At 41.6% G+C, this 20,116-nt stretch carries 22 protein-coding genes; 12 read left to right on the forward strand and 10 right to left on the reverse strand.

Going from position 1 to position 20,116, the window contains the following annotated elements; all coding sequences use genetic code 11:
• The 6 genes from B4K11_RS16285 to B4K11_RS16310 all read left to right on the forward strand — a co-directional run.
• Window positions 1-205: hypothetical protein (locus B4K11_RS16285; RefSeq protein WP_292955792.1), on the forward strand; the 205-nt coding region annotated here is incomplete at its 5' end.
• A complete protein-coding gene (locus B4K11_RS16290) occupies window positions 205-915 on the forward strand; it encodes a M48 family metallopeptidase (RefSeq protein ID WP_292955790.1) in 711 nt (236 codons plus the stop codon). The genes B4K11_RS16285 and B4K11_RS16290, both read left to right, overlap by 1 nt.
• 681 nt (window positions 916-1,596) lie before the next feature.
• The gene (locus B4K11_RS16295) at window positions 1,597-2,526 is read left to right on the forward strand and encodes a 5'-nucleotidase (RefSeq protein WP_292955787.1); all 930 of its coding nucleotides are present in this window, start codon (window positions 1,597-1,599) and stop codon (window positions 2,524-2,526) included.
• Window positions 2,527-2,615: 89 nt separating this feature from the next.
• Window positions 2,616-2,798, forward strand: coding sequence for a hypothetical protein (locus B4K11_RS16300; protein WP_292955784.1), 183 nt, complete (start codon window positions 2,616-2,618; stop codon window positions 2,796-2,798).
• Between the two features lie 290 nt (window positions 2,799-3,088).
• Window positions 3,089-4,549: a DUF6602 domain-containing protein gene (locus B4K11_RS16305; protein ID WP_292959463.1), complete on the forward strand. Its 1,461-nt coding sequence runs from the start codon at window positions 3,089-3,091 to the stop codon at window positions 4,547-4,549.
• Window positions 4,550-4,561: 12 nt separating this feature from the next.
• Window positions 4,562-5,020, forward strand: coding sequence for a hypothetical protein (locus tag B4K11_RS16310; RefSeq protein WP_292950255.1), 459 nt, complete (start codon window positions 4,562-4,564; stop codon window positions 5,018-5,020).
• A gap of 59 nt (window positions 5,021-5,079) precedes the next feature.
• On the opposite strand, the gene B4K11_RS16315 is transcribed toward B4K11_RS16310, so the two are convergent.
• The 7 genes from B4K11_RS16315 to B4K11_RS16345 all read right to left on the reverse strand — a co-directional run bounded on the left by B4K11_RS16315 (window position 5,080) and on the right by B4K11_RS16345 (window position 12,791).
• Window positions 5,080-5,910 carry a hypothetical protein gene (locus B4K11_RS16315; protein ID WP_292950256.1) on the reverse strand — a complete coding sequence of 277 codons (831 nt, stop codon included), beginning with the start codon at window positions 5,908-5,910 and terminating at the stop codon, window positions 5,080-5,082.
• Window positions 5,911-6,732, reverse strand: a complete 822-nt coding sequence (locus B4K11_RS16320) for an ion channel (RefSeq protein WP_292950257.1) — start codon at window positions 6,730-6,732, stop codon at window positions 5,911-5,913. It lies immediately after the preceding gene.
• Window positions 6,733-6,757: 25 nt separating this feature from the next.
• On the reverse strand, window positions 6,758-8,245 hold the full coding sequence (locus B4K11_RS16325; protein WP_292950258.1) for a TniQ family protein: 1,488 nt from the start codon (window positions 8,243-8,245) through the stop codon (window positions 6,758-6,760).
• The gene (locus B4K11_RS16330) at window positions 8,242-9,219 is read right to left on the reverse strand and encodes a TniB family NTP-binding protein (RefSeq protein ID WP_292950259.1); all 978 of its coding nucleotides are present in this window, start codon (window positions 9,217-9,219) and stop codon (window positions 8,242-8,244) included. The genes B4K11_RS16325 and B4K11_RS16330 overlap by 4 nt, the downstream gene beginning before the upstream one ends.
• Entirely contained in the window at window positions 9,212-11,197 is a 1,986-nt protein-coding gene (locus tag B4K11_RS16335; protein WP_292950260.1) for a hypothetical protein, read from the reverse strand. Before B4K11_RS16335 ends, B4K11_RS16330 begins: the two co-directional genes overlap by 8 nt.
• A 45-nt stretch (window positions 11,198-11,242) precedes the next feature.
• Window positions 11,243-11,854, reverse strand: coding sequence for a TnsA endonuclease N-terminal domain-containing protein (locus B4K11_RS16340; protein ID WP_292950261.1), 612 nt, complete (start codon window positions 11,852-11,854; stop codon window positions 11,243-11,245).
• Between the two features lie 664 nt (window positions 11,855-12,518).
• Complete coding sequence (locus tag B4K11_RS16345) at window positions 12,519-12,791, reverse strand: hypothetical protein (protein WP_292950262.1); 273 nt, start codon at window positions 12,789-12,791, stop codon at window positions 12,519-12,521.
• Between the two features lie 209 nt (window positions 12,792-13,000).
• Here B4K11_RS16345 and B4K11_RS16350 point away from each other — a divergent pair, with 209 nt between their 5' ends.
• A complete protein-coding gene (locus tag B4K11_RS16350) occupies window positions 13,001-13,216 on the forward strand; it encodes a hypothetical protein (protein WP_292950263.1) in 216 nt (71 codons plus the stop codon).
• Between the two features lie 12 nt (window positions 13,217-13,228).
• Window positions 13,229-13,837, forward strand: a complete 609-nt coding sequence (locus tag B4K11_RS16355; protein ID WP_292950264.1) for a hypothetical protein — start codon at window positions 13,229-13,231, stop codon at window positions 13,835-13,837.
• A 70-nt stretch (window positions 13,838-13,907) separates the two neighbouring features.
• On the opposite strand, the gene B4K11_RS16360 is transcribed toward B4K11_RS16355, so the two are convergent.
• Window positions 13,908-14,696, reverse strand: coding sequence for a hypothetical protein (locus tag B4K11_RS16360; RefSeq protein WP_292950265.1), 789 nt, complete (start codon window positions 14,694-14,696; stop codon window positions 13,908-13,910).
• Window positions 14,697-14,903: 207 nt separating this feature from the next.
• Here B4K11_RS16360 and B4K11_RS16365 point away from each other — a divergent pair, with 207 nt between their 5' ends.
• Genes B4K11_RS16365 through B4K11_RS16380 form a run of 4 tightly spaced genes read left to right on the forward strand, consistent with a single transcriptional unit; the run spans window position 14,904 to window position 19,708 of the window.
• Window positions 14,904-16,022, forward strand: coding sequence for a hypothetical protein (locus tag B4K11_RS16365; protein ID WP_292950266.1), 1,119 nt, complete (start codon window positions 14,904-14,906; stop codon window positions 16,020-16,022).
• Window positions 16,016-17,296: an AAA family ATPase gene (locus B4K11_RS16370; RefSeq protein WP_292950267.1), complete on the forward strand. Its 1,281-nt coding sequence runs from the start codon at window positions 16,016-16,018 to the stop codon at window positions 17,294-17,296. Before B4K11_RS16365 ends, B4K11_RS16370 begins: the two co-directional genes overlap by 7 nt.
• Window positions 17,296-18,399 carry a 5-methylcytosine-specific restriction endonuclease system specificity protein McrC gene (mcrC, locus tag B4K11_RS16375; protein ID WP_292950268.1) on the forward strand — a complete coding sequence of 368 codons (1,104 nt, stop codon included), beginning with the start codon at window positions 17,296-17,298 and terminating at the stop codon, window positions 18,397-18,399. The genes B4K11_RS16370 and mcrC overlap by 1 nt, the downstream gene beginning before the upstream one ends.
• Window positions 18,400-18,442: 43 nt before the next feature.
• Window positions 18,443-19,708 (forward strand): hypothetical protein, encoded by a 1,266-nt coding sequence (locus B4K11_RS16380; protein ID WP_292950269.1) that lies wholly within the window; start codon window positions 18,443-18,445, stop codon window positions 19,706-19,708.
• A gap of 22 nt (window positions 19,709-19,730) precedes the next feature.
• Here B4K11_RS16380 and B4K11_RS16385 read toward each other — a convergent pair whose 3' ends face one another.
• Both B4K11_RS16385 and B4K11_RS16390 read right to left on the reverse strand, forming a co-directional pair.
• Complete coding sequence (locus B4K11_RS16385) at window positions 19,731-19,877, reverse strand: hypothetical protein (protein WP_292950270.1); 147 nt, start codon at window positions 19,875-19,877, stop codon at window positions 19,731-19,733.
• Window positions 19,874-20,011: a hypothetical protein gene (locus B4K11_RS16390; RefSeq protein ID WP_292950271.1), complete on the reverse strand. Its 138-nt coding sequence runs from the start codon at window positions 20,009-20,011 to the stop codon at window positions 19,874-19,876. The genes B4K11_RS16385 and B4K11_RS16390 overlap by 4 nt, the downstream gene beginning before the upstream one ends.
• Window positions 20,012-20,116 lie beyond the last annotated feature (105 nt).

A 20,116-nucleotide genomic window follows, 5' to 3' on the forward strand; every position in this document is an offset into this window, starting at 1 on the left:
TAGAATTTTGGGGTCTTACCACACATTGGTATCAATGTTTGATGAAGCGACACAAATTATCGATTTCTTTGCCAAGTCAGATGAAATCAAACGAATGCGGAAAGAGATCCGACGTGCAATCTTAGATTGCTCATTCGGTGATAAAGCGATAGTTAGCGTTGTTCAAACTCGTTTTATGGAACTAGCACAGGTTAAATTTAAGTAATGAGCACCGAACCTGAATACATTGAAGGCAACGGGTTTGTCGCAGAAATAATCCGAAGCCATCGAAAAAAGACGGCCCAAATAAAGATAGAGGAGGGTGTGGTATCTGTTGTCGCCCCAAAAGAACTGTCTTTAGATAAGATAAAGATCTTATTGAAAAATAAGAAGAAATGGATAAAAGAAAAGCAATGCATACACCAAGAAGCGCAACCTGTTAGCAATAAAGAATTTGTATCTGGTGAACAGTTTGCTTACTTAGGTAAACACTATAAATTAAAGGTTATAACAGGGCCTTATAAGCCCGTTAAGCTCATTAACGGGTATTTGGTTACATCAACACCGAATGGTTCTGAAGAACCTCATATCATTAGAAACGCACTGATTAGATGGTATAAAACCAAAGCCACTAAAAGACTGAATGACAAGGTTAATCGCCTAAGCACTACAATTGGTGTTAAGCCGAGTTCTGTATCCTTACAGGCTTTCAAGTCCCGCTGGGGAAGCTGCACACCAAGTGGCGAACTTATTTTTAATTGGAAAATTATCATGGCACCCAGTTCAGTATGTGATTACGTTGTTGCACATGAGTTGTGCCACTTAGTTCACCATGATCACTCTGAACGTTTCTGGAAAAAGTTAGAGCAGGCCATGCCTGATTACCAACGACAGAAAGAACGGCTTAGAGATATAGCGCATCGTTTAGACATCTAGCCAAGATTCAGCTCAGCCAGCGCTGCTGAGTGCTTGTAAATGGAGCTATACCCACAAAAGCAAATTCTTTAAACCTCTTCGCACCAGACATTTAAAAAATAATGGCAAGTACTCATATTACCTGCAAGGCTCAGTCTAGCGGGGTTTGACGTGAGTATTACTTTAATGGGAATCACTTATAAGCGGCTTCACCTTGCTGGAGGAATAGACCCGTGAAGCCGGAAGCCACACTACGTTGTTCTTTTCGACACTTTACCCACGAAACATAATTCTTCGAAGCTCTCCGCACGATATTCAAATTCCAGTTAAAGCACATCCAAAGCATTGCGTAGATAAGGTTCTATTGATGTTTCGGATTAGTTTTGATACTGCGGGTTCTTCGATTTCAAGGACTTATAGAGGAGTTGAAAATTTAGCTGATTCAGTTGTGAAAGCATAAGCTGATATTTCCCAGTGGTTTTCAACTATAACTTGATACTTCCATAAAAAAGACAATATAAACAATTAGTTATTATTAATATTCATTATCAGGGTAGTCGTATTCTGCGGCTTGAGCAAGTATATTTTATACGCAATAAAGGTGATATTTAGAGACCTTACCTAACTGATTGGTTTTTGGTCTTGCATTGGATGACAAGCTAATAGATTCTTAAGTAAGCAGATCACATAAAAAGGACTTTTATGCCATATCCCATAGAGCGAAAGCTTGTTGTTGCTGTTTCTTCCAGTGCACTATTTGACCTTTCTGAGTCACATGCCGTTTTTGAAGAACAAGGACCTAAGGCTTACAAAGAATTCCAAGAACAAAACATCAACAATGTTCTAAGCAAAGGTGTCGCATTCCCGTTTATTCGCCGTTTTTTAGAAATCAATCAGCGATTTCCTGAAAAGCTCCCTGTTGAAGTTGTTCTCCTATCACGTAACTCAGCCGCAACAGGGAAAAGAGTATTTCGTTCAATCAAACATTATGGTCTTGATATTTCACGCGCTGCTTTCATGGAAGGGAAGTCGCCTTATGAATATATACCCGCATTCAATGCATCTCTGTTTCTCTCTGCCAATGAGGAAGATGTTCAGAATGCTAATGATGCAGGATACCCTGGCGGAGTAGTCCTTCCGAGCAAAGTCGTTAACGATGATGACAATGAAGAGCTTAGGATTGCATTCGATTTTGATGGTGTAATTGCTGATGATGAAGCTGAAGCGGTATTCAAAGGTGGTGATTTACCAGAATTTCATGAATATGAAGTAGCTAACTCTGAAATTCCACATAAACCAGGCCCGCTCGCAGATCTTTTTAAGAAACTATCATTCTTGCAAAAACTTGAAGATCGAGAGGTCGAACGTGACAGAGAGTACAAGCGCATAATTACAACAGCCATAGTCACTGCGAGGAATGCTCCAGCACATGAAAGGGTTCTAACAACCTTGGAAGACTGGGGAGTAAGTGCGAATGAGGTATTTTTCCTTGGAGGCATGTCAAAAGACAGAATTCTGTCTCGTTTAAAGCCTCATATGTTCTTTGATGACCAACGTAGCCACTTGGAATCTGAAGCAGGGGATATCCCTATGGTACATATACCCTTTGGTATTGCGAATAAGTCTCCGTAATTCATTATGAAATCTGTTTAGAATTTAATTTAGGAACGGGTAATGCAGATGCATAAGTCAGATTCGTCCGAACAACTGTAAGCAGAAGCTTGTTTACTATAATTGCTTTAAAAAAACGGGGTCTCTCTTTTGATCTTCAAGCCGCGCTATCTTTTTCTACAGGGGTTCAGCTTGATGAGATAGATCCTGACAACAGGGTAGTCGTCGAAGTGTACACACGTGTTGGAGCCGTCAAAGGTGCTCAGCTCCAAAAATCAAATGCGACATTCTAAAGTTCGCACAAATTGAGAAAGAGCTTGGTACAAGTTGGCGAAAAGTATTGTGCTTTGCATCTGAAGAAGCAGCTAAATGGCTCAGAGGAAAATTGTGGGTTGCTGAGGCTGCAAGGTGTTTGGTGTTGAGGTCTATGTATTAGCATTGCCAGATGATATTAATGAAAGAGTTATATCAGCAAAAAAGCGTTAGCAAATGGCGAACCAAGTCTAATAACATAACACTTGTACACTGAGTATTCTTGGTTTGCATACAACAGGACCTCATAAATCCGAATTCAGGGGGCAGAATGATCAGGAATATTGCCAATATTTTGGAAGGCTTTATCAAGGAAGAAAAACAGAAATTAGATGGGTATGCTCTTAAGCATGGGCCAAGCATCGGGTCCATGTACGAAGGCCTATCTACTGAACTTCTTAAACAGTCACTCCCAGAATCACTAGACCTCAGGATTGCTGAAGGGTTCGTTTATGATGGTGCTGGAGAAGAAACGGGACAGATTGATTGTATGTTAGTAATGGGTGAAGGTGAAAAAATTCCTTATACCGACTCATATAAATACCATGTTAAGAATGTTATCGCTGTTTTTGAAGTCAAAAAAAACCTGTATTCAGCTGACCTTAAAGACTCTTATTATAAGCTACGCCAAGTTATAGAGAGTTATTCTCAGTATCTTTTTGAGTCGGATGACTCCTCTAAGAAAAAGCAAATAAATCTTTCGCCTGCATATCATAACTTTTCTTCAATAACTGGAATTACGGCACCTGAATATCATTTAAGGGAAACCCTTAGTCAAGAAAGTTTGCTGTTATACACGACATTAATTATTGAACAGTTATCTCCAGTACGTATTGTACTCGGGTATAACGGCTTTAAGTCCGAATACTCTCTAAGGGAAGGCTTTTATAAGTTTCTAGAAAAAGAAATCACAAAAACAGGTAGTGGCCAAGGTTTTGGGGTTCCAACATTTCCTAGCTTGGTTGTATGTGACAATTATTCACTAGTAAAAGGGAATGGTCTTCCTTATAAAACTCTCATGAGAGATGGGTATTGGGATTGTTTAATGTCTACGACAGCAAGCCCCGTGCTTATACTACTAGAACTAATATATACCAAACTTTCGCTTAACTATGATATCGGAGACCCTTGGGGATTAGATGATGAAGTAGAAAACTTAAATGAGTTTCTAAGGGCAAAACCTCACGCTAAAGGGTGGGAAGTAAAATATGAAATGCGCAGCGATGAGGTGTTAAAGTCGCGTATTGTATTTCATGCTTGGGAACCAATTGAACTGTCAGAAGTTCAGAACAATTGCTTAACCATGATAAATCTTACTGGAGGAATCAGCACTAACTCTCCCGCATTCATGCAGCTTGTATCAGATGCGGATGTGGAAGTTCAAGATTTCATTCAAGAGTTAATCTCTACAGGTATTTTTTCATATAGCGCCGACACACAAGAGATCACAAAAACTCAAGAACACTGTAATGTGTGTGTTATGCCAGATGGTAAGGTTTTTGTCGGGCTGGGAAATCGGGAACGTTTTGAAAATTGGATATCTGAATACTCCAGAGCCTCTCAATGGAAATACCATGTAGACACAATATCGGATGGGAAATACAAGGGCATAGCGACCAGGAATAATGACGACTCATCACAAACAATTGTATATGGGAATATATCCTCGACCAAAGAGGATGCCTTGTCCTTTATTAAAAATCTTATTTCAAGAATTTCAGCAAATCTATAGTTGCTCAAAAAAATGAAAACGTTAGCTAATTTTATAAAATCTTTGGGGCCCAAACTTAAAGCTTTGACAGCACAAGAGCTTGCTTCTGAGTTCAGGAAGGCTCCTAAAGAATTTATTACTTATAAAGAAACAAAATGCAGATGCATGAGAACCAATCAATTAATTGTGTGTCTAGAAGCTACAGGCTCTATGCAGAATTATGACTTCTGCTGGATTCAAAGGTGCAATATTTACAAGGAATCAAAAGCTGCAGAAATAAATCACTTTGGGGTAACAAAGAAACTATTAGGGTGTGGTATAGGTAAGGCGTTCCTAACAGAAACTATGGATCACATGCGGGCCATACATGGTATAAATCAGTTTATTTTTAACGCTGAGGTACAATCTGACAGGGGGAAGTTTTTAATAGCCTTAGGAGCCACTCAAACAAGCCCAATAAACTCCGCTGGCTGTGCAGAATTTACTATATAAGAACGTGACTAGCCCCACAAATTTATACTAACGAAATTGTGGGGCTGAATAGAAGAAGTTTACAAATTGTATTTGGCCGCATAAATACCTCTAGCTGACTCTACCAGTTTTCTGGAAGAGCCTGGAAGAGAACGACGGCTATAGTTATGATTTTTCAGCATTTCCATAAACTCAGGAGCATAGATCTCCTTGTTAACGGTTGCTCTTTCGATGAGGCGCTCATCCCAGTAATCATAGCACCACTCGCTCCACCAGTTTGTCTCACCACCCTCAATTAAATCAAGCTTTTTTCCTGACAAGGCTTCCGATAAACTAGCAATTTCTTCCTTCCGAGGTCCGACGAAACCAAGATTTTTGACATTTTCACTACGGTAAGCGTATTTCCCCATACGTATCTGGCGGAAGGTTTCAGAATCAGCACATGATAGTCCATATGAACTCATAGCATCTTCAAACCCAAAGCTATAGATTCCGTTAAGTGCATTTTCACAATACAAAATATTACGGAAGGCTACATACAGCACATCCATAAGCCATAAAACTCCGTCACTAGTTTTTGGATACCAGCTTATGGAACGAATAAAGTTCACTGTGGGATTGCGGGAGCTTTGAATTAGTAGGGGTTCAGGCCTAAACCCTTTGATTAGAGTTAGCAATTCCTCGTTACCTTCGATAATCTGAGCTTCGATATCTAAGTGAGCAATGAATAGTGAGCCATTAGCTTTCATGCTTTCGATATTCGAAGTCGAAAAAAAGCTAAGGTCTTCATATTTGCTTTTTAAATGCAGGGGGAGTGCGTCAGCATGGTAGATGCAAACATAGTCCTGATCACTGAAGGTATTTGTATCACCACGAGCCGCTGAGCCACATTTCAAAACAAGATAACTCATTTATCGCACCAGCCTTTTTACGATTACTGCGGTTACTATGGCGCCCCAAGCAACCGATAAAAACAGAAAGCCTATCGTCATTGAGAGGGCAAAGGATTCATGAAGAGGTGTGATTTCTCCGTATCCAACAGTAGTGAATGACACTATAGAGAAATAAACCATTTCGATTGGATTTAGGACAACTTTTTCATTGTGCTGCGCTTCACCGAGCATAAGCATAGCAAACCCAATAAGCATGATTATAGTGACAACAAGGGAGTTTAAAATGCCGTAACCATAACCAAGCATCCAGTCGTAGAAAAAGCCACGCCAGAACTTAGTTCTGCTCTTGTTCTTCCCATTTAGGTGCTCGTAACGCTTATAGAACAGGAATCTTTTATCTGCTTTTCTAGAAAATTCCTCTTGATGTATATCCATAGAATTTCGGTAGAGCGCTTGATACCAAGAAGTATTAACATTAGGCCAATAAATTCGCCATTCACTATTAAACTTAAAAGAAGAGGGGTCCAGATAAGTTTCAGCTATAGATGCTCTGAAAAAATTGCAATTACTGAAAGAGCATCTGTGAAAATCGCAGTTGTAGATATTGGAGCCAACGAACTGACAATCTTCAAAGCTACAATCTTCAAATACTATATTTTGTATTTCTTGATGAGAGAAAAGGCATTTGATGAATGAAATATTTTTTTTCTTAAGAGAATCGCCAGTTATATCAAAGTCGTGAAAGTTAATATTTCTTAGAAGAGCACAGCTATTATCGTTCAGCTGTGTAACAGCTGTTATGTCTGTAATGTTTTCTTTAATACGAGGTAGAGATTTCATTCCTTGTTGGTCCCGAGCAGTCCGTTCATTTCATAGTCTTAGTTATGAATTCTAAAAGGCTATTTCCATCAATACTACCGTACGAAGTACATAATCTGGAGCACTTAATTTCACCTCGATGAATTAATGTTTTAATCTTCTTATCTCCACACTTCAAAGCCGCTTGGGCTTTATAAGCTGGAACGGTCTCACTGCATGCATTCTCAAGCATCGCTGCTAACCACTTTTTATATTGAAGTTCATTAACGACTATCTGATTAAGCTCGGAACTGTCTGTGATAGAGCCGTTCAGAACTCCACTTGCAACATCAGAAAGCACCTTCCCATATGAGGTCAGATGAGTGGTTAATTCCTTGGACTTAGGCGTTACAAGACGACCTGAGGCCTCTGCTTGGCAGGCGTCGCTGAACAACTTAGAAAACTGCCTCATATCGAATAACTGATCTCTGAGTACATTAGTCGAATTACAGGGTTTAATTACTCCGTCATCTACCATCTGCTGGATACAGCCGTTCGGAAGCCCTAGCATTTTAGTTAACTGTGATGAGCTCACCTGGTATCTGAGAAGGTCAGTATCCGACGAAGCTGGAATTACATTGAATCGGCTCTGTTTCACGAACTCAGCGTTCTCTTCAAAGGTAGTACTATCAGACCCACCTGAACTCCCATAAATATCGGTTACTTTGAAGGTCCTAGCATGTTTTTCAAGACTTAACACAGGCGCATACGTGACTTTATCACCCAAAGGCAAGCATACATCTCGTTCTGCCTTGCAGGAGCCGATCCAGGCTTCCTGAGTCCATGTATCAGTTAGAATTTTATATGCCAGGCTAACGACTGATGAGTATTCAGAAATCGTCGGGGCATGATTTCTCCTGTCATGATACGAATCATAAGGTCGCCCAGCTACGACGATTGCAGCGCAGATATCAGTTAGCAAATCTTTGTAGTTTGACGGGTTATCCGTTGCGTGAACCCACGCTTTTTCCTCAAGAGAGGTTATGGGGCGCTTTGAGATATCCATACCTTCCCATGTGGCCCCGCACTTGTGGCAGCCCTGTAGTAACGAGCTGTGCCAATCCAACGGCTTGTTACAACTAGGGCAGGCGTCTAAAAGCAGAACCTGGTGTTCAGGGCATGTTGAAAGGTGGGCCAATCCCCATCGCCAATCAACAAAACCTTTTTCAATGATGCAGTTAGGACAAATACGTGGATGCTCAATCCTGATGTCTTGGATTAGACGCTTCTCATCATAAACCCATACAGGGCTCTGAGCTGAGAAAGCCTCTCGCAGCACCGAAAGATCACGCCCCAGGATTGGCGCAAGCTTTTCTAGAATGACTTCAGAACGATCAAGCTCTGATCTGCTTTTGTTCTTACCGATATTGGGCACACCAATAAGATCATAAAGCATACGCAGGCCGCTCAAGCCATTACGTTTGCTGAGGCGCACGCAATAGCCGAGCAGAGATTCATTGGGTTCAGAATAGGGACGCACACCTAATTTATTCATTTGTACCACCCACATGTTTCGTTCACTTTGGAGGGCGACATCTTGAATGGATTCTTCATCCCTATTTTAGGATTCAATCTTGCGCGTTCATATGCATCATGAAAATCAGCATTGTTAATTCCTTTGCTTAGATCCGATGTTTCTAGAACTTTCACAAACAACCGATTTATAAGGCGTGCTTTGCCTGCTGTAGCCAATAGGAGGCGCTGCAGCATTGTTTTGGAAGTAAGATCAATGCACTTCACACCTGAATCCTTCACGATCATGCAGCACACGTTTATGTATGCTTTAAACGCTGCATGTTCTTCCTCTGTTTGCACGTCAAATGGCGTGAGTGCTATCTGCTCATATGTAAAACGCTGATACAGTTCTTCATGCTCAGAAATAAGGTCGAAACCATCAGTAATACCGCACAGCAGAATGGCTAATCCGTGGTCATCCATGAGCACTTTGATTTCATTTACAACATTGCGTGTACTGATTTGAGCTTGTCGTCGTAGAAGGTGTTGAAACTCATCCAAGATGATCATTTGTACACCTTGTTCCTGGACAAGGGTTTCTATTCTTCCCACCAATTCCGAATACGATCCTGTAGGTTTAGGGTGCTTAGCGGCCCTAAGGATCTTAGATAGAAGGCTTGTTACTGTAGCCTTTGCTGGCACAGACAGTTTAAGTACAGGGCATTTAGTCAGAACATCTGATTCATTGGCCTTGGGAACACCAAAGTACTCCTGTACATACTTGCCAATTATTACGGATTTACCAACACCAGGCTCACCCAGTAGAAGCATACCTGTACCTTTTCCTGAGGCGACAGCGTGTTTTCTGCCACCATCAATCAGCTTTAATGCCTCATCCATCTTGGGATAACGGATAATCCGTGAAACAAAGTTGCAGGTCTCAGGTTTAAGGCTATCAGTATCCACACCAAGCTCTTCAGCAACTGTTTCCAACCTATCAACTGCATTACTCATAGTAGAACCCCTTATTTTCGTCATCATTGCTATCAGTTGGTTGGCTTGACTCATCTACATTAGGAATTTCTTTCTCGCTCTGATCGGCCCCCCTAGACCCGTTTTGAGCGTTAAACTCCTCATTTCGCTTCTCTAACTCATGAACTTCATCCGTGATTTCATCAATATGTGCGGTTTCAGACTTCTTGGGTTTACGTTGGCGGCGCTTTTCGGCTTCTTTCTGACGCGCCTGCTCGTGTATCTTGCTCTTACGCGCAACGCGAGGATGTCCATAACCTTTATTCTTCTTAGGGGTAGGGTACGCAGCTTGGAATTCTGAAAGTGTCATCCCACTTGTGACCCTTATATCAAGCGTTGGGATCACGAGCATTTCGCCTGTAAATGGGTCAGTTACATTAATTTCACTGATATCATTTGGACTGTATTCACAGGCAACAACCGCGTCTTCGCCACGAGCTTTAAGCTTCCTGTAGATTTCTTTAAGGTCGCCCTCAGCATCGTTGTAAAAAACATTTTCGTATTGAATCCCTTGTTCACCGTACTCACCTTGAATAGTGCGTGTATCAACAATTCCTTTGATGTATTTAATACGCTCAAAGTTAACAGGTAGCATTGGTGGGAATTTGCTGGGTACAGCTTGTTCTTGCCAGGTTTCGTATGGCGTTTTACCAAGCAGGCCTTTATGAGGGGATTGATGATATTCATCAACGATCCAGTGGGTTAGAGCATCGTGAAACTGAGCATAGGTAAGGCAAGCCCTTTCTGCGACGGTTTCATCAGTTAACTGCTGTTCTGTATACTTCCCGCAATACCCAGGAAGATGTCGAGCAAACTGACATCGAAGCGTAGCAAAGAAACTTTCCACGTAAGGCTTTTTCCAGCCTTTGCCCGTATCAACTGTTTCAGTTTGTGTGCCTACGTCTTCACAGAATGAGATAGTTTTGATGGCAGTGTTACCAACACCTCCATCGCCTACGTATAAATCAGAGACCCCAAACATAGGCCAGTCATTTACACATTCAGAAGAGTAGCTGTCTCGCGTCTTTGGTGTGATTGCGTGTTTGTAACTATCGATAACAGAGGCTGCAGATTCACCACGACCAATCTGAACATAAATACCTAAAAGACTTCGAGAATAACAATCTATACAAGCAAATACCGTGACTGTGCCTAAGTAACGATCTGCATTGTCAACAAGGCCTACTGCGAGATGCACAGCATCAACTTCAACGCGTTCATGAATGCGTTCCACTACAAGCTTCCTGAGTGATTTACGATTCGCACTTCGCACGGCCTTCTTTCCATACTGAACAACCATTTTGTCGTATGGATTGGTCATGCGAGTGACCCATTCATTGAAAGTGGCGTAGCATGGACGCGCAACGTCTTCACCAAGAAATTCATTGACGTCGTCAACGAAGCAGTCATAAACAAATTGGATAGTAGGATTACCAGGTACAAGGTAGTACTGATCAATAGCCCAAACAGCCATATCTTTTACTTCTTGAGTGAAGATCGAAGCACGGTCTTTACGCTCATTCCTCCTCAGTGTCGAAGCAAGTCCTTGAGAGTGCTCTTTATCTGCTTTAAACCAACGTTGAAGGCCTGCAACAGATGCCCCGATTTTATCTCTCGTCTGTCTCTGTACGCGATTGATAACTTGCTGCCTCAGCTTAACGCCACCACAACCGCCTTTTTTCGAGACACGCTTTAGCTCTTCGATATAGCGCCGTCTGCGTTCAAGTTCGATTTTATCGTCGATACCCAGATTAACGGGTACTTCTTCTATTTTTCCCTTTCCAGCAAAGTACATAGTCTTGCCAAATTCTGAATTGGCTTCTTCTAAGGTTAGTGTTTTTATACCAATCTCTTCTTTATCGAATTTGATCGCAATGTGCGAATCAAACAGTGGATCGACAGTTGCAGGAAGGCCGTGGTAAAGAACGCGAGTGTTAGGTTCACAAAATGACTGAAGCATGAGCTTTCTCCAAAAAATTAATGATAGATTCGGTTAGGTACTGCGTTACCAGCTAAGCTGGAGGCTTGGTTCCCAAGGCTGAGTCAAGTCACATCTGAATAAACGATGTGCGACTGCTCGCCGTATGAGGCATGGCCTGAACTTGTGTTCTTGAAGCAGATCGGCAATTTGAGAAATGGTTGCCGTTCGAATCGGTAGTTTTTTGGTGAATGCTAAAAATTCATCATGAGGTTGTTCTGAACGAAGAGCAGGCTGCAGGAAGCGAAGATTTTGTTCTCGCTTGCCAACACGTATCTGCTTTTCAGTAACAACTCGAAATACTTTATCTTCACGCGCAAAAAAACGAGTGAGGAGATAGCACTTCTCTTGGAAATAATCAGATAAGGTTTCTTCTGAGAACTTTACTTCGTCCACGAATACAGGGCCGTCCTGCATTGTCACCTCAAAATCTGGGGTGTAACGACGAAGTTTTGCACCATGTTTGTATCGGACAGACTCGGGCTGCGCGACAAAAATGGCATCACGTTCAAAGTTCAGAAGATTGAAGTAGTCCTGCTCTAACTTACTCTCAAGTGCAGATACCCGTCGCGTGAAGGACGAATAAACGTGATAAGTAGAACGAACGTAAGATTGCTTACTAACCTTGCGTGCTTTCATCGTACACCTCCTTCAAAAGCGGAAGGGGACGGAAAGTCGCTTGTAGGTACAAGCAATGAGTTAATTGCTAATGAGCAATTCTCTTTCTGTCGGTGAGCTACAAAGCTCTGTGAATGGGTATTCGCATTTGGGTTTCTCAACAGTTTGCGACTTAGCTGTCGCTGGCACATATATTTCATGAGGGCATACCTCTATTTGGGGTGGTGCGTCTCGGCTTATAGGCGACTCCTTCTGTTAAGAAAATTGGTAGCTAGTGTTCACAAGGATAGTAATCCTGAGTATGTGTGTCAAATTTAGGAATAACGCTTAACCTGCTGTTTAATATGATTATTTTAATCTTAATTAAGGTATAAAAATGATAAAAGTGCGGGTGGACAATTCTGAAACTTCACGTCGCACGGAGCTTGTAGAAAAAACAACCATTATTATTAAAAAAGTCAAAACAATGTTTTGAGACATCAAAAATAATTCAAATTTGCGACTAAAGTATAGTGATTATTTGTAATGTTTTTTGTATTCAAGGAGCCGCATTAGCAAATGCACATAGGATAATTACTGCTGAGCTGAAGCTCAGGCGCGATGGATGGGGTAATTTTGTATGAATGAACTAGGTTTATCGCTCCAATCTAGCTTCTGTAAAACCATTCTCAATATTTGTAAGTATTTATTTAACTCTTCGTGGGTGGCCTTCGCCATACACCTCATAAGCCTTCTGTTTCAACAGATCGAGTTCAAAGTAATAGGCCATCTGCAGCATATCGTTGAAGCGATAGCGTTCGACAACTTTGTAGAGAAGGATGTCAACGGACATACTCGGATTCGAATGATCGTAGGTATACTCTAGCTCCAAACATTTTACTAAGCGCTTTACAGAAGGGTTGGGTATTGCCCTTAATTGAAGTGATTTCGCTGTGAGCTTCACTAATAAATGCCCCATAAGGTCAATACTCTCTAATCTTATGTTGTTTCTGATCTATTAAAGCATCAATAGGGCGAAACTCTAGAACGTTAGTGGCGAACATCTTAATTCCAAATAAACCTTTTATTAACAATATGTTAGCGAGCACAAACTTGAAAACAATTCGTTATGTGATTTCGTATTTTGTGCTTGAATGAATACAGCTATTTGAACGCGAGGCACGAATAATGAACAGTGAGTTTTACCAAGGCATCAATCAAAAGGCTTTCAAACTAGTCATTTGTTATTGCCCACCAGCCATCAACCCTGATCTTGAGCTCAGGATGACAAAGTTAGTCGCTACAGCACTACTTATTGGTATCGAATCAGGGGCTATTGCTTCCTATCTAGCAGAGAGTGATGAAAAGAACTTACAGCAGCTTATCAGGCAAAGAGTTCATTAGGAGAGGATGTATATGGGATTCTGTATTCAGCTATCTAGCGAGAGAGAAATTGGATTAGATGCTGAATTTCATCGGAAACTTGAGTTCATAGGGCTTTTTAAGGATTGGAACGAATACATAGCCAGTCAACTCATGTCAGGCAAACCTCATGATGTGGCTTCCCTGAGAGCTCACGGAAAGAGGTTCTGTCACTTGCGTGGAGTTGCTGCTCTTATCGATCTAACAGTCTTAATGAGCCGAGTACCAAAGCGCAGTGGTTATGTTGCCAGGTTCCCTGTACTTGAATCAGTTCTGTTAAACCTCGGGCTAAAAGAAGAGTGGGATGAATATTTCCTTGGTCGTGCCTTTGTGTTGCTAGATAACGATGGAATTCGTGAGCCATCCAACTGGGGGATCTATTGGCATGATGTAGATAGGTTCTTCTCAATGCATAACCATCAATTGGTTCCGCTGATTGAACACAACTTGCCTCACGATACGGTTATGAGCATTGTAAAAGGCAATCTAAAATTATCCAATCTCAACCTTTCAGATGAACAGTTTGATGTTGTATCCCTGGCGTCAAACGGGCTCATTTCAAACGAGGTAGCTATCAAGCGCTTAAAGAAATTACGGAATTGATCTTCGCATCAACTCTCAGCATGAAAAACATTAATATTGATTGGCTTATATGGAACGTGTGAATAGTGGTTCATTTTAATGGTGATATACATTTATCTACTCGGAAACTGTAGCTATCGTTGTCCTCACTCCGTTTTGATATGACTATTAGCTTTTCAGATAGATAAGTCACACGTTGACCTGATGCTATTTCGCAATAACTGTGGGTTTCTGATTCAAATGAATAGGCAAACCACTTTGTAAACGAAGCGAGAGTTTCAGTATAACCATCATTCTCTTTTGTAAATGCCATAGCAAGACTGATGACCACGATCAGACCAGTAAATCTTACGATGTTGGTAACAATTTCCAATCCACTCAGAGCATTATTTTTCCTACCAGCAAGTAGGCTTCTCATCGAAGTAATCCTGACAGGCATAAAGCTAAAAAGCATACCTATGATGATGAAGAATACACTAGTCAATGCAAGGCAAATTGAGAGTGTAAGCGGTGATAAGAGGACAGCTAATAGGGATTGTGTAATTGGAAAAGCAGAAGAGGGAACATGTAATTCAGCGTTTATTGTTTGCCTAGCCATAGCAAGGCTAATACCACTGCCTATAACAAACGCTCCAGAGAGAATTAGCTTGCCTAGTCCTGACTGAACCATCGGTTTAACTAATGAATTAACAAAAACGATAAAGCCGTATGTTAGGGCAAATGCTCCCAGGTAATAGAGTAAATCTGCGTATTCAGTCAATCCTGTAAGCTTAGCCATCAGTGATGCAGCTATAGCCAGCACAGCAATTATATAGCTTGCTGATTCTTCAGATTGTCTCTCCAGGAAGTCACCGATAGACTGTTTAATTGATTGGCGCAAAATTCCTTCTCGCTTAATTTCATTACTTGTTTATAAATGTAACATGCTAAAAAACTGACAAAAATTCAATGGTTACCATTTTTCTTATCGTTATACCTAACATTCATCAGCTGTAGTACACTGATTTTCAATATAAATTGAGGCAGTGGACGCTTCATCCGTATTTTCCACTGCGTTTTGGTTCTCTGATGTGGACAAGGTTATTCAATGGATTCTGATATTTCATATTGGTTCGTAGGTGCGCTCTGGGGTGGAACTGACGATCAAACCGAGCGGTTCTTAACTGAGGGTGTATGGGAGAATGGTTACGACGACAAGCATCTCGAGCTTGTCAAAACGATAAAACCAGGCGACCGCATTGCGATTAAAGCGTCCTTCACTCAAAAGAATGATCTTCCTTTTCAAAGTAACGGCTCAACGGCTTCCGTAATGGCAATCAAAGCTCGTGGATGTGTTACGAGTAATGAAGGAGATGGGCGACGAATCAGCGTGGACTGGGAGCCTTTAACACCTGAGAAACGTTGGTATTTCTTCACTCACAGAGGAACCATTTGGCATGTTAAAACCAATCGCTGGTTAGGAAAAGGACTGATTGATTTTACTTTCAACAATGTCGAACAGGATTATGACCGATTCAGAAATGATCCGTACTGGATAGAACGCTTTGGTGACAATCCTAACGACACAAAATTCCCTTGGACTAAGTTCTATGAAGAGTTTGCAACCAAGCTTTTGAATCACAAGGATGACAGAGCCCCGTTAGTTGATAAGCTCCACGAAATATCTCAACAAGTTGACGGCTTTACTCCCCTGAACGACAAAGGAGATAACGATGCTGTCTTCGCTATAAAGGACATCTGCCCATTCACAATCATGGGTACCTTTAATCGAGGTATAACAGACTCAAATCGAAAGGCTATCGCTCGTAAACTTGCAGGTATTCTGGGTGTTGAGTCTGAAATACCGACTAGTTTCGATGGCATCCCTGTTCTAAATAATCAGAAGTCTTGGTTCTTTGCTTACGAGTATGAAAGGGCAGAAAGCGATATCGACAAACTTTGGGACGTGTTTGATGCAGCGATCAATTTTTCAGATGGTGATGCTGATGAGTTTGGTTCACATTTTGCTGATGCTTATGACACTGTAACTGAAGTTAAGAACGTGGGTTGGAATCTGACTATGGGGCTTTACTGGATTCGGCCTTGGACCTTCCTCCCACTAGATGGTAATTCACAAAGGTATGTCCAAGAGAAACTGGGAACCTCTCTATCTCTAAAAATGGGCCTAAAGGGCGATGTAACTCAAGCGATTACCTTAAGGTGTTAAACTCCATCGAGAGCCGCTTCAAAGAAGATACTTTCCCTGTTCACTCTTTCCCTGAACTATCTTTTGAAGCCTGGCGTTACCAGCCGCCTAGTATTGCAGGGCAGTCTGCTGGCACTTGGAAATCTAAGATTTACTCTTTGATAAAAGAGCTTTGTGCCGCTGCTAATTCGCCTCATTTTTCCAGGCAGCAATTCTTAGATAATTACCTTGTTCAGTTACAAGAAGACTACCCAGAGAACAAAACAATACCTCAAACAGTCAGCCAAAACATGCAGCTACTTCGAGACGAAGACGTGCTGGAATTTCATGGTAATGGCAATTATACATGGCTTGAATATGAACTTGATGAAGGCGTCAGTTCAAATGAAACTACAGCGACCCCAGCCGAAGCCTATAGCCTGAGTGATATCGTTTCTGATGGCTGCTTTCTTCAAGCTAGTGAGCTTGAGAAAACGATCAACATTCTAGAACGAAAGAAAAACATAATTCTTCAAGGCCCTCCAGGTACAGGCAAAACTTGGCTGGCCAAGCGTCTCGCTTACGCACTGATTGGTCAGAAAAGTGAAGAACGTGTAAGAGCGGTTCAGTTTCATCCAAATTTATCTTACGAAGATTTCATAAGGGGGTGGAGACCTGCTGGAGGCAATGAGGGTCTTCAGTTGGTTAATGGACCATTTTTGGAAATGGTTTATCTCGCTCAGAACAATGCTGAAAACAATTACGTGGTTGTAATCGAGGAGGTTAATCGAGGTAACCCAGCACAGATTTTTGGTGAAATGCTAACCCTTTTAGAGGCTGACAAGCGGACACCTGATGAGGCTTTAGAACTGAGTTACGGCGAAGGCACCAATAAGCGTGTATTTATACCTAGTAATCTATACATCATTGGGACAATGAATATAGCTGATAGGTCTTTGGCGCTAGTTGACCTAGCACTGCGCCGTCGTTTTGCATTCATCGATCTAGTACCTCAGCTTGGCGAAAACTGGCGAGAATGGCTGTCACATAAATTTGGTTTTGATGCAGCTCATATAACGGATATCGAGCAAAGAATTCTGTCCCTGAATAAACAGATTTCTGAAGATCCTACACTTGGAACTCAATTCCAGATAGGTCATAGCTATGTGACACCAGTTGGCACTGAAAAGATCGAAGTCCATTCCTGGTTTGAAGAGGTAGTAAACACTGAAATATACCCACTCCTACAAGAGTATTTCTTTGATACACCTGAAAAAGCAGAAGACCTTACAAGTACATTGCTTGAGGGTTGGTAATGCAGCCCGTGCTTTCAGAAGATAAAGCTGATTTAACAATCGGAAAGGTTCCAGTAAAGAATCTCTGGTTGTTGATGCTATACGCATCCGATCTCTACAGGGATGAGTTCAAAAAGTTTTCGTCGGTGGAAGATGCACCAGATGAAATACCTGACCTAGTTTCGCAGATGCTCTGTCAGAGCGTCCAGCAAAGATTACGTAGAAATCTAACTTCTGGATATATAACAAGAGAAGACCGCCTTAAAAGGTTGAGAGGGCGAATAGATCTATTAGAAACAGCTAGGCATCGCTTGCTACAAAAAGGCCAGATTGCTTGTTCCTTTGAAGAAATGACTATTAACACGCCCAGGAATCGGTATATCAAAGCTGCCTTAGAAAAACTATCGACGATAGTAAGTAGCCCTATGTTAGCCCGTAGTTGTCGATCCTCAGCAAAACAGCTCTATCAGTATGGAGTGATAGGACCTCGCCCTGATGATTCTTTGATGTCAAAAGAAATTTATGGCCGCCATGATGCAGCTGATAAACAGCTTGTAGCGTTAGCATCGTTCGCATTCGACCTTGTTCTACCTTCAGAGCAATCTGGATCTCATCTGATTCAAGCACCAAATAGAGATGTAACTTTCGTTAGAAAACTCTTTGAGAAAGGGGTGGCAGGTCTATATAAGGCAAATCTTTCGGGCGATGGCTGGATAGTTTCTGCAGGAAGAAAACTTAATTGGGAGATTGAATCAGAATCTGAAGGCATTAACAGTGTGCTTCCTTCAATGAGAACAGACATCGAGCTAAGAAAAGAGCAGAAGCATATCGTTATAGATACGAAATTTAATTCGATTCTAACTCGGGGCTGGTATAGAGAGAACTCTCTACGAAGTGGTTACATTTACCAGATGTACACGTACCTTCGATCTCAAGAAAAACCAGACGTACCATATTCATTAAAGTCTACTGGAATGTTGCTTCATCCCTGTATCGACCAGCCTTTAAACGAACAAGTTACAATTCAGGGACACACTATACGTTTTGTAACGATAGATTTAACGCAAACAGCGTTGGCGATAAAAAACGACCTTCTTAAAACAATTGTTGGCCACAATGAATAGCTCTCTCCTTAACTCTAAGATTGCGTTAGCGAGGTAGTGGTGCATGCCGAAATTACCTCCAAAAAACAATAGAGAAGGCTCTGAAGATACAAAATACAGAATTAAGTTCCCAAAAAACAATTTCGGATATCTTCCTCCTGCAGAAGACTTTTTCGAGCTTTTGAATCTCAAAGTCTCACCATTTCATCTGCTATCTGATATTGCAGCAGAAGCAGACGAGAAACTGCCTGTAGGGCGCAATCAGCTGTACAACATTGTTAAAGATGGCATCAGTCATAAAATAAAAAACAAACTGCTGTCATACCTCAGTCATGTTGTGCCTGAACTCACCCTCAATTTCAAATTCAGTATTGGCTTATTCAAGAAGCTTTACGAATCCAACAAGTTCGGTGCCAATGCTGGGGCCTGGCTATCAATGCTAACGGGGTTTAATCGTTCAAGATCATCCGATCAGCTTGATTTGCTCGTTCAATTTATAGAGGAGAGATCACATGCAGAGCTGGGTCTGTGTAAGCAGGCCAACCGAGTTAGAAAACAAGGCTTAACTGGCCACGAACAAGCACTATTCATTTCAGGCTTTCTGTCTGATCACTCTTTGGTCCCCAAAGAGGTTTTGAATGACTACTGCGATCAAGTAGCTAGAAATGACTCAGGCCTCGAATTCGATCAGCTGGCAGTGATCAAGTTTTTGCTTTTCACCTGGTCAGATTTCTATCTTTCAGCCATAGCGTCATACGAAATTGGTACACGAAACTACATGCAGCGTTTGGGCTTGGTTGTAGAGTGGGATGCTGATACAAGTATCCAAAAATCCATGCCCGACCTTTTAAATGAAGATACAAAGAGAAATTCAGCTTTTAACAACCTGCTAGAACTGACTAAAGCACTTCTTGGCAAAGGCGAGGAACACAGCTGGCGTGAGTTCTCCAGAATGATTCCCATACATGGGCAGACTGAAGAGAAATCTGATAACTACGATTCGACTTCATTCACGGACAAGCAATACAAAACTCTCAGGCGTTGGCGAGCGGGTAAAGATCTTCCCTCCAGGAAACTCCTATCTCAATTTATATCTTCTTTTAGTGATATCGAGACCCTTGAGCATCAACTCTTATTAGAACGCTTTACGGTAGTCCTTGCTATTGATACCTGGATTAGAAAATGGGAAGAGTGGTTGGAATGTCATGGGATAGCTGCTGATGTGAGGCGTGAATTAATCCAATCAGTTCTAAATCACTACGATGCACATCTGGCTCAGATGAAAGAGAACCATGCAGAAATTCTTGAAGAAGATGATAAGGCCGCATAGCGGCCTTATTAGTCAGTGAAGATTAGTTATCTTCTTCATCATCAGGGTCATGGGCTCTTTCGTACCAATCCTCTAGCCGCTCATCTTCACCACGGCTTTGCCAATAAGCATCATGCTCAGGGTTTAGCTGGCAAGATCGGTTGTCATCTTCATGTTGAGCCCTTCTCATTTACCTCCTTTCTTGGCGATAGTTCGGGTAGCGCGAGCAGTAAAGCTATCTGAACTCACTTGGCCACCAGACTTTTTTGCTTCCGCGCTATGGATACGTTTTACAGCTTTTGGGGTCATCTTTGTTTTCGTCATAATCAATCTCCTAAAACGGTTTAATTAGCTGGTCATCAGCCAACGCAAGAGATGATCGTTCTTTTGAAATTGAAAAAGGCGGGGGGGAAAGTGTTTTATTTTTAA

It is taken from the genome of Neptuniibacter sp. UBA6509 (genome assembly GCA_002435145.1).
GTDB lineage: Bacteria > Pseudomonadota > Gammaproteobacteria > Pseudomonadales > Balneatricaceae > Neptuniibacter.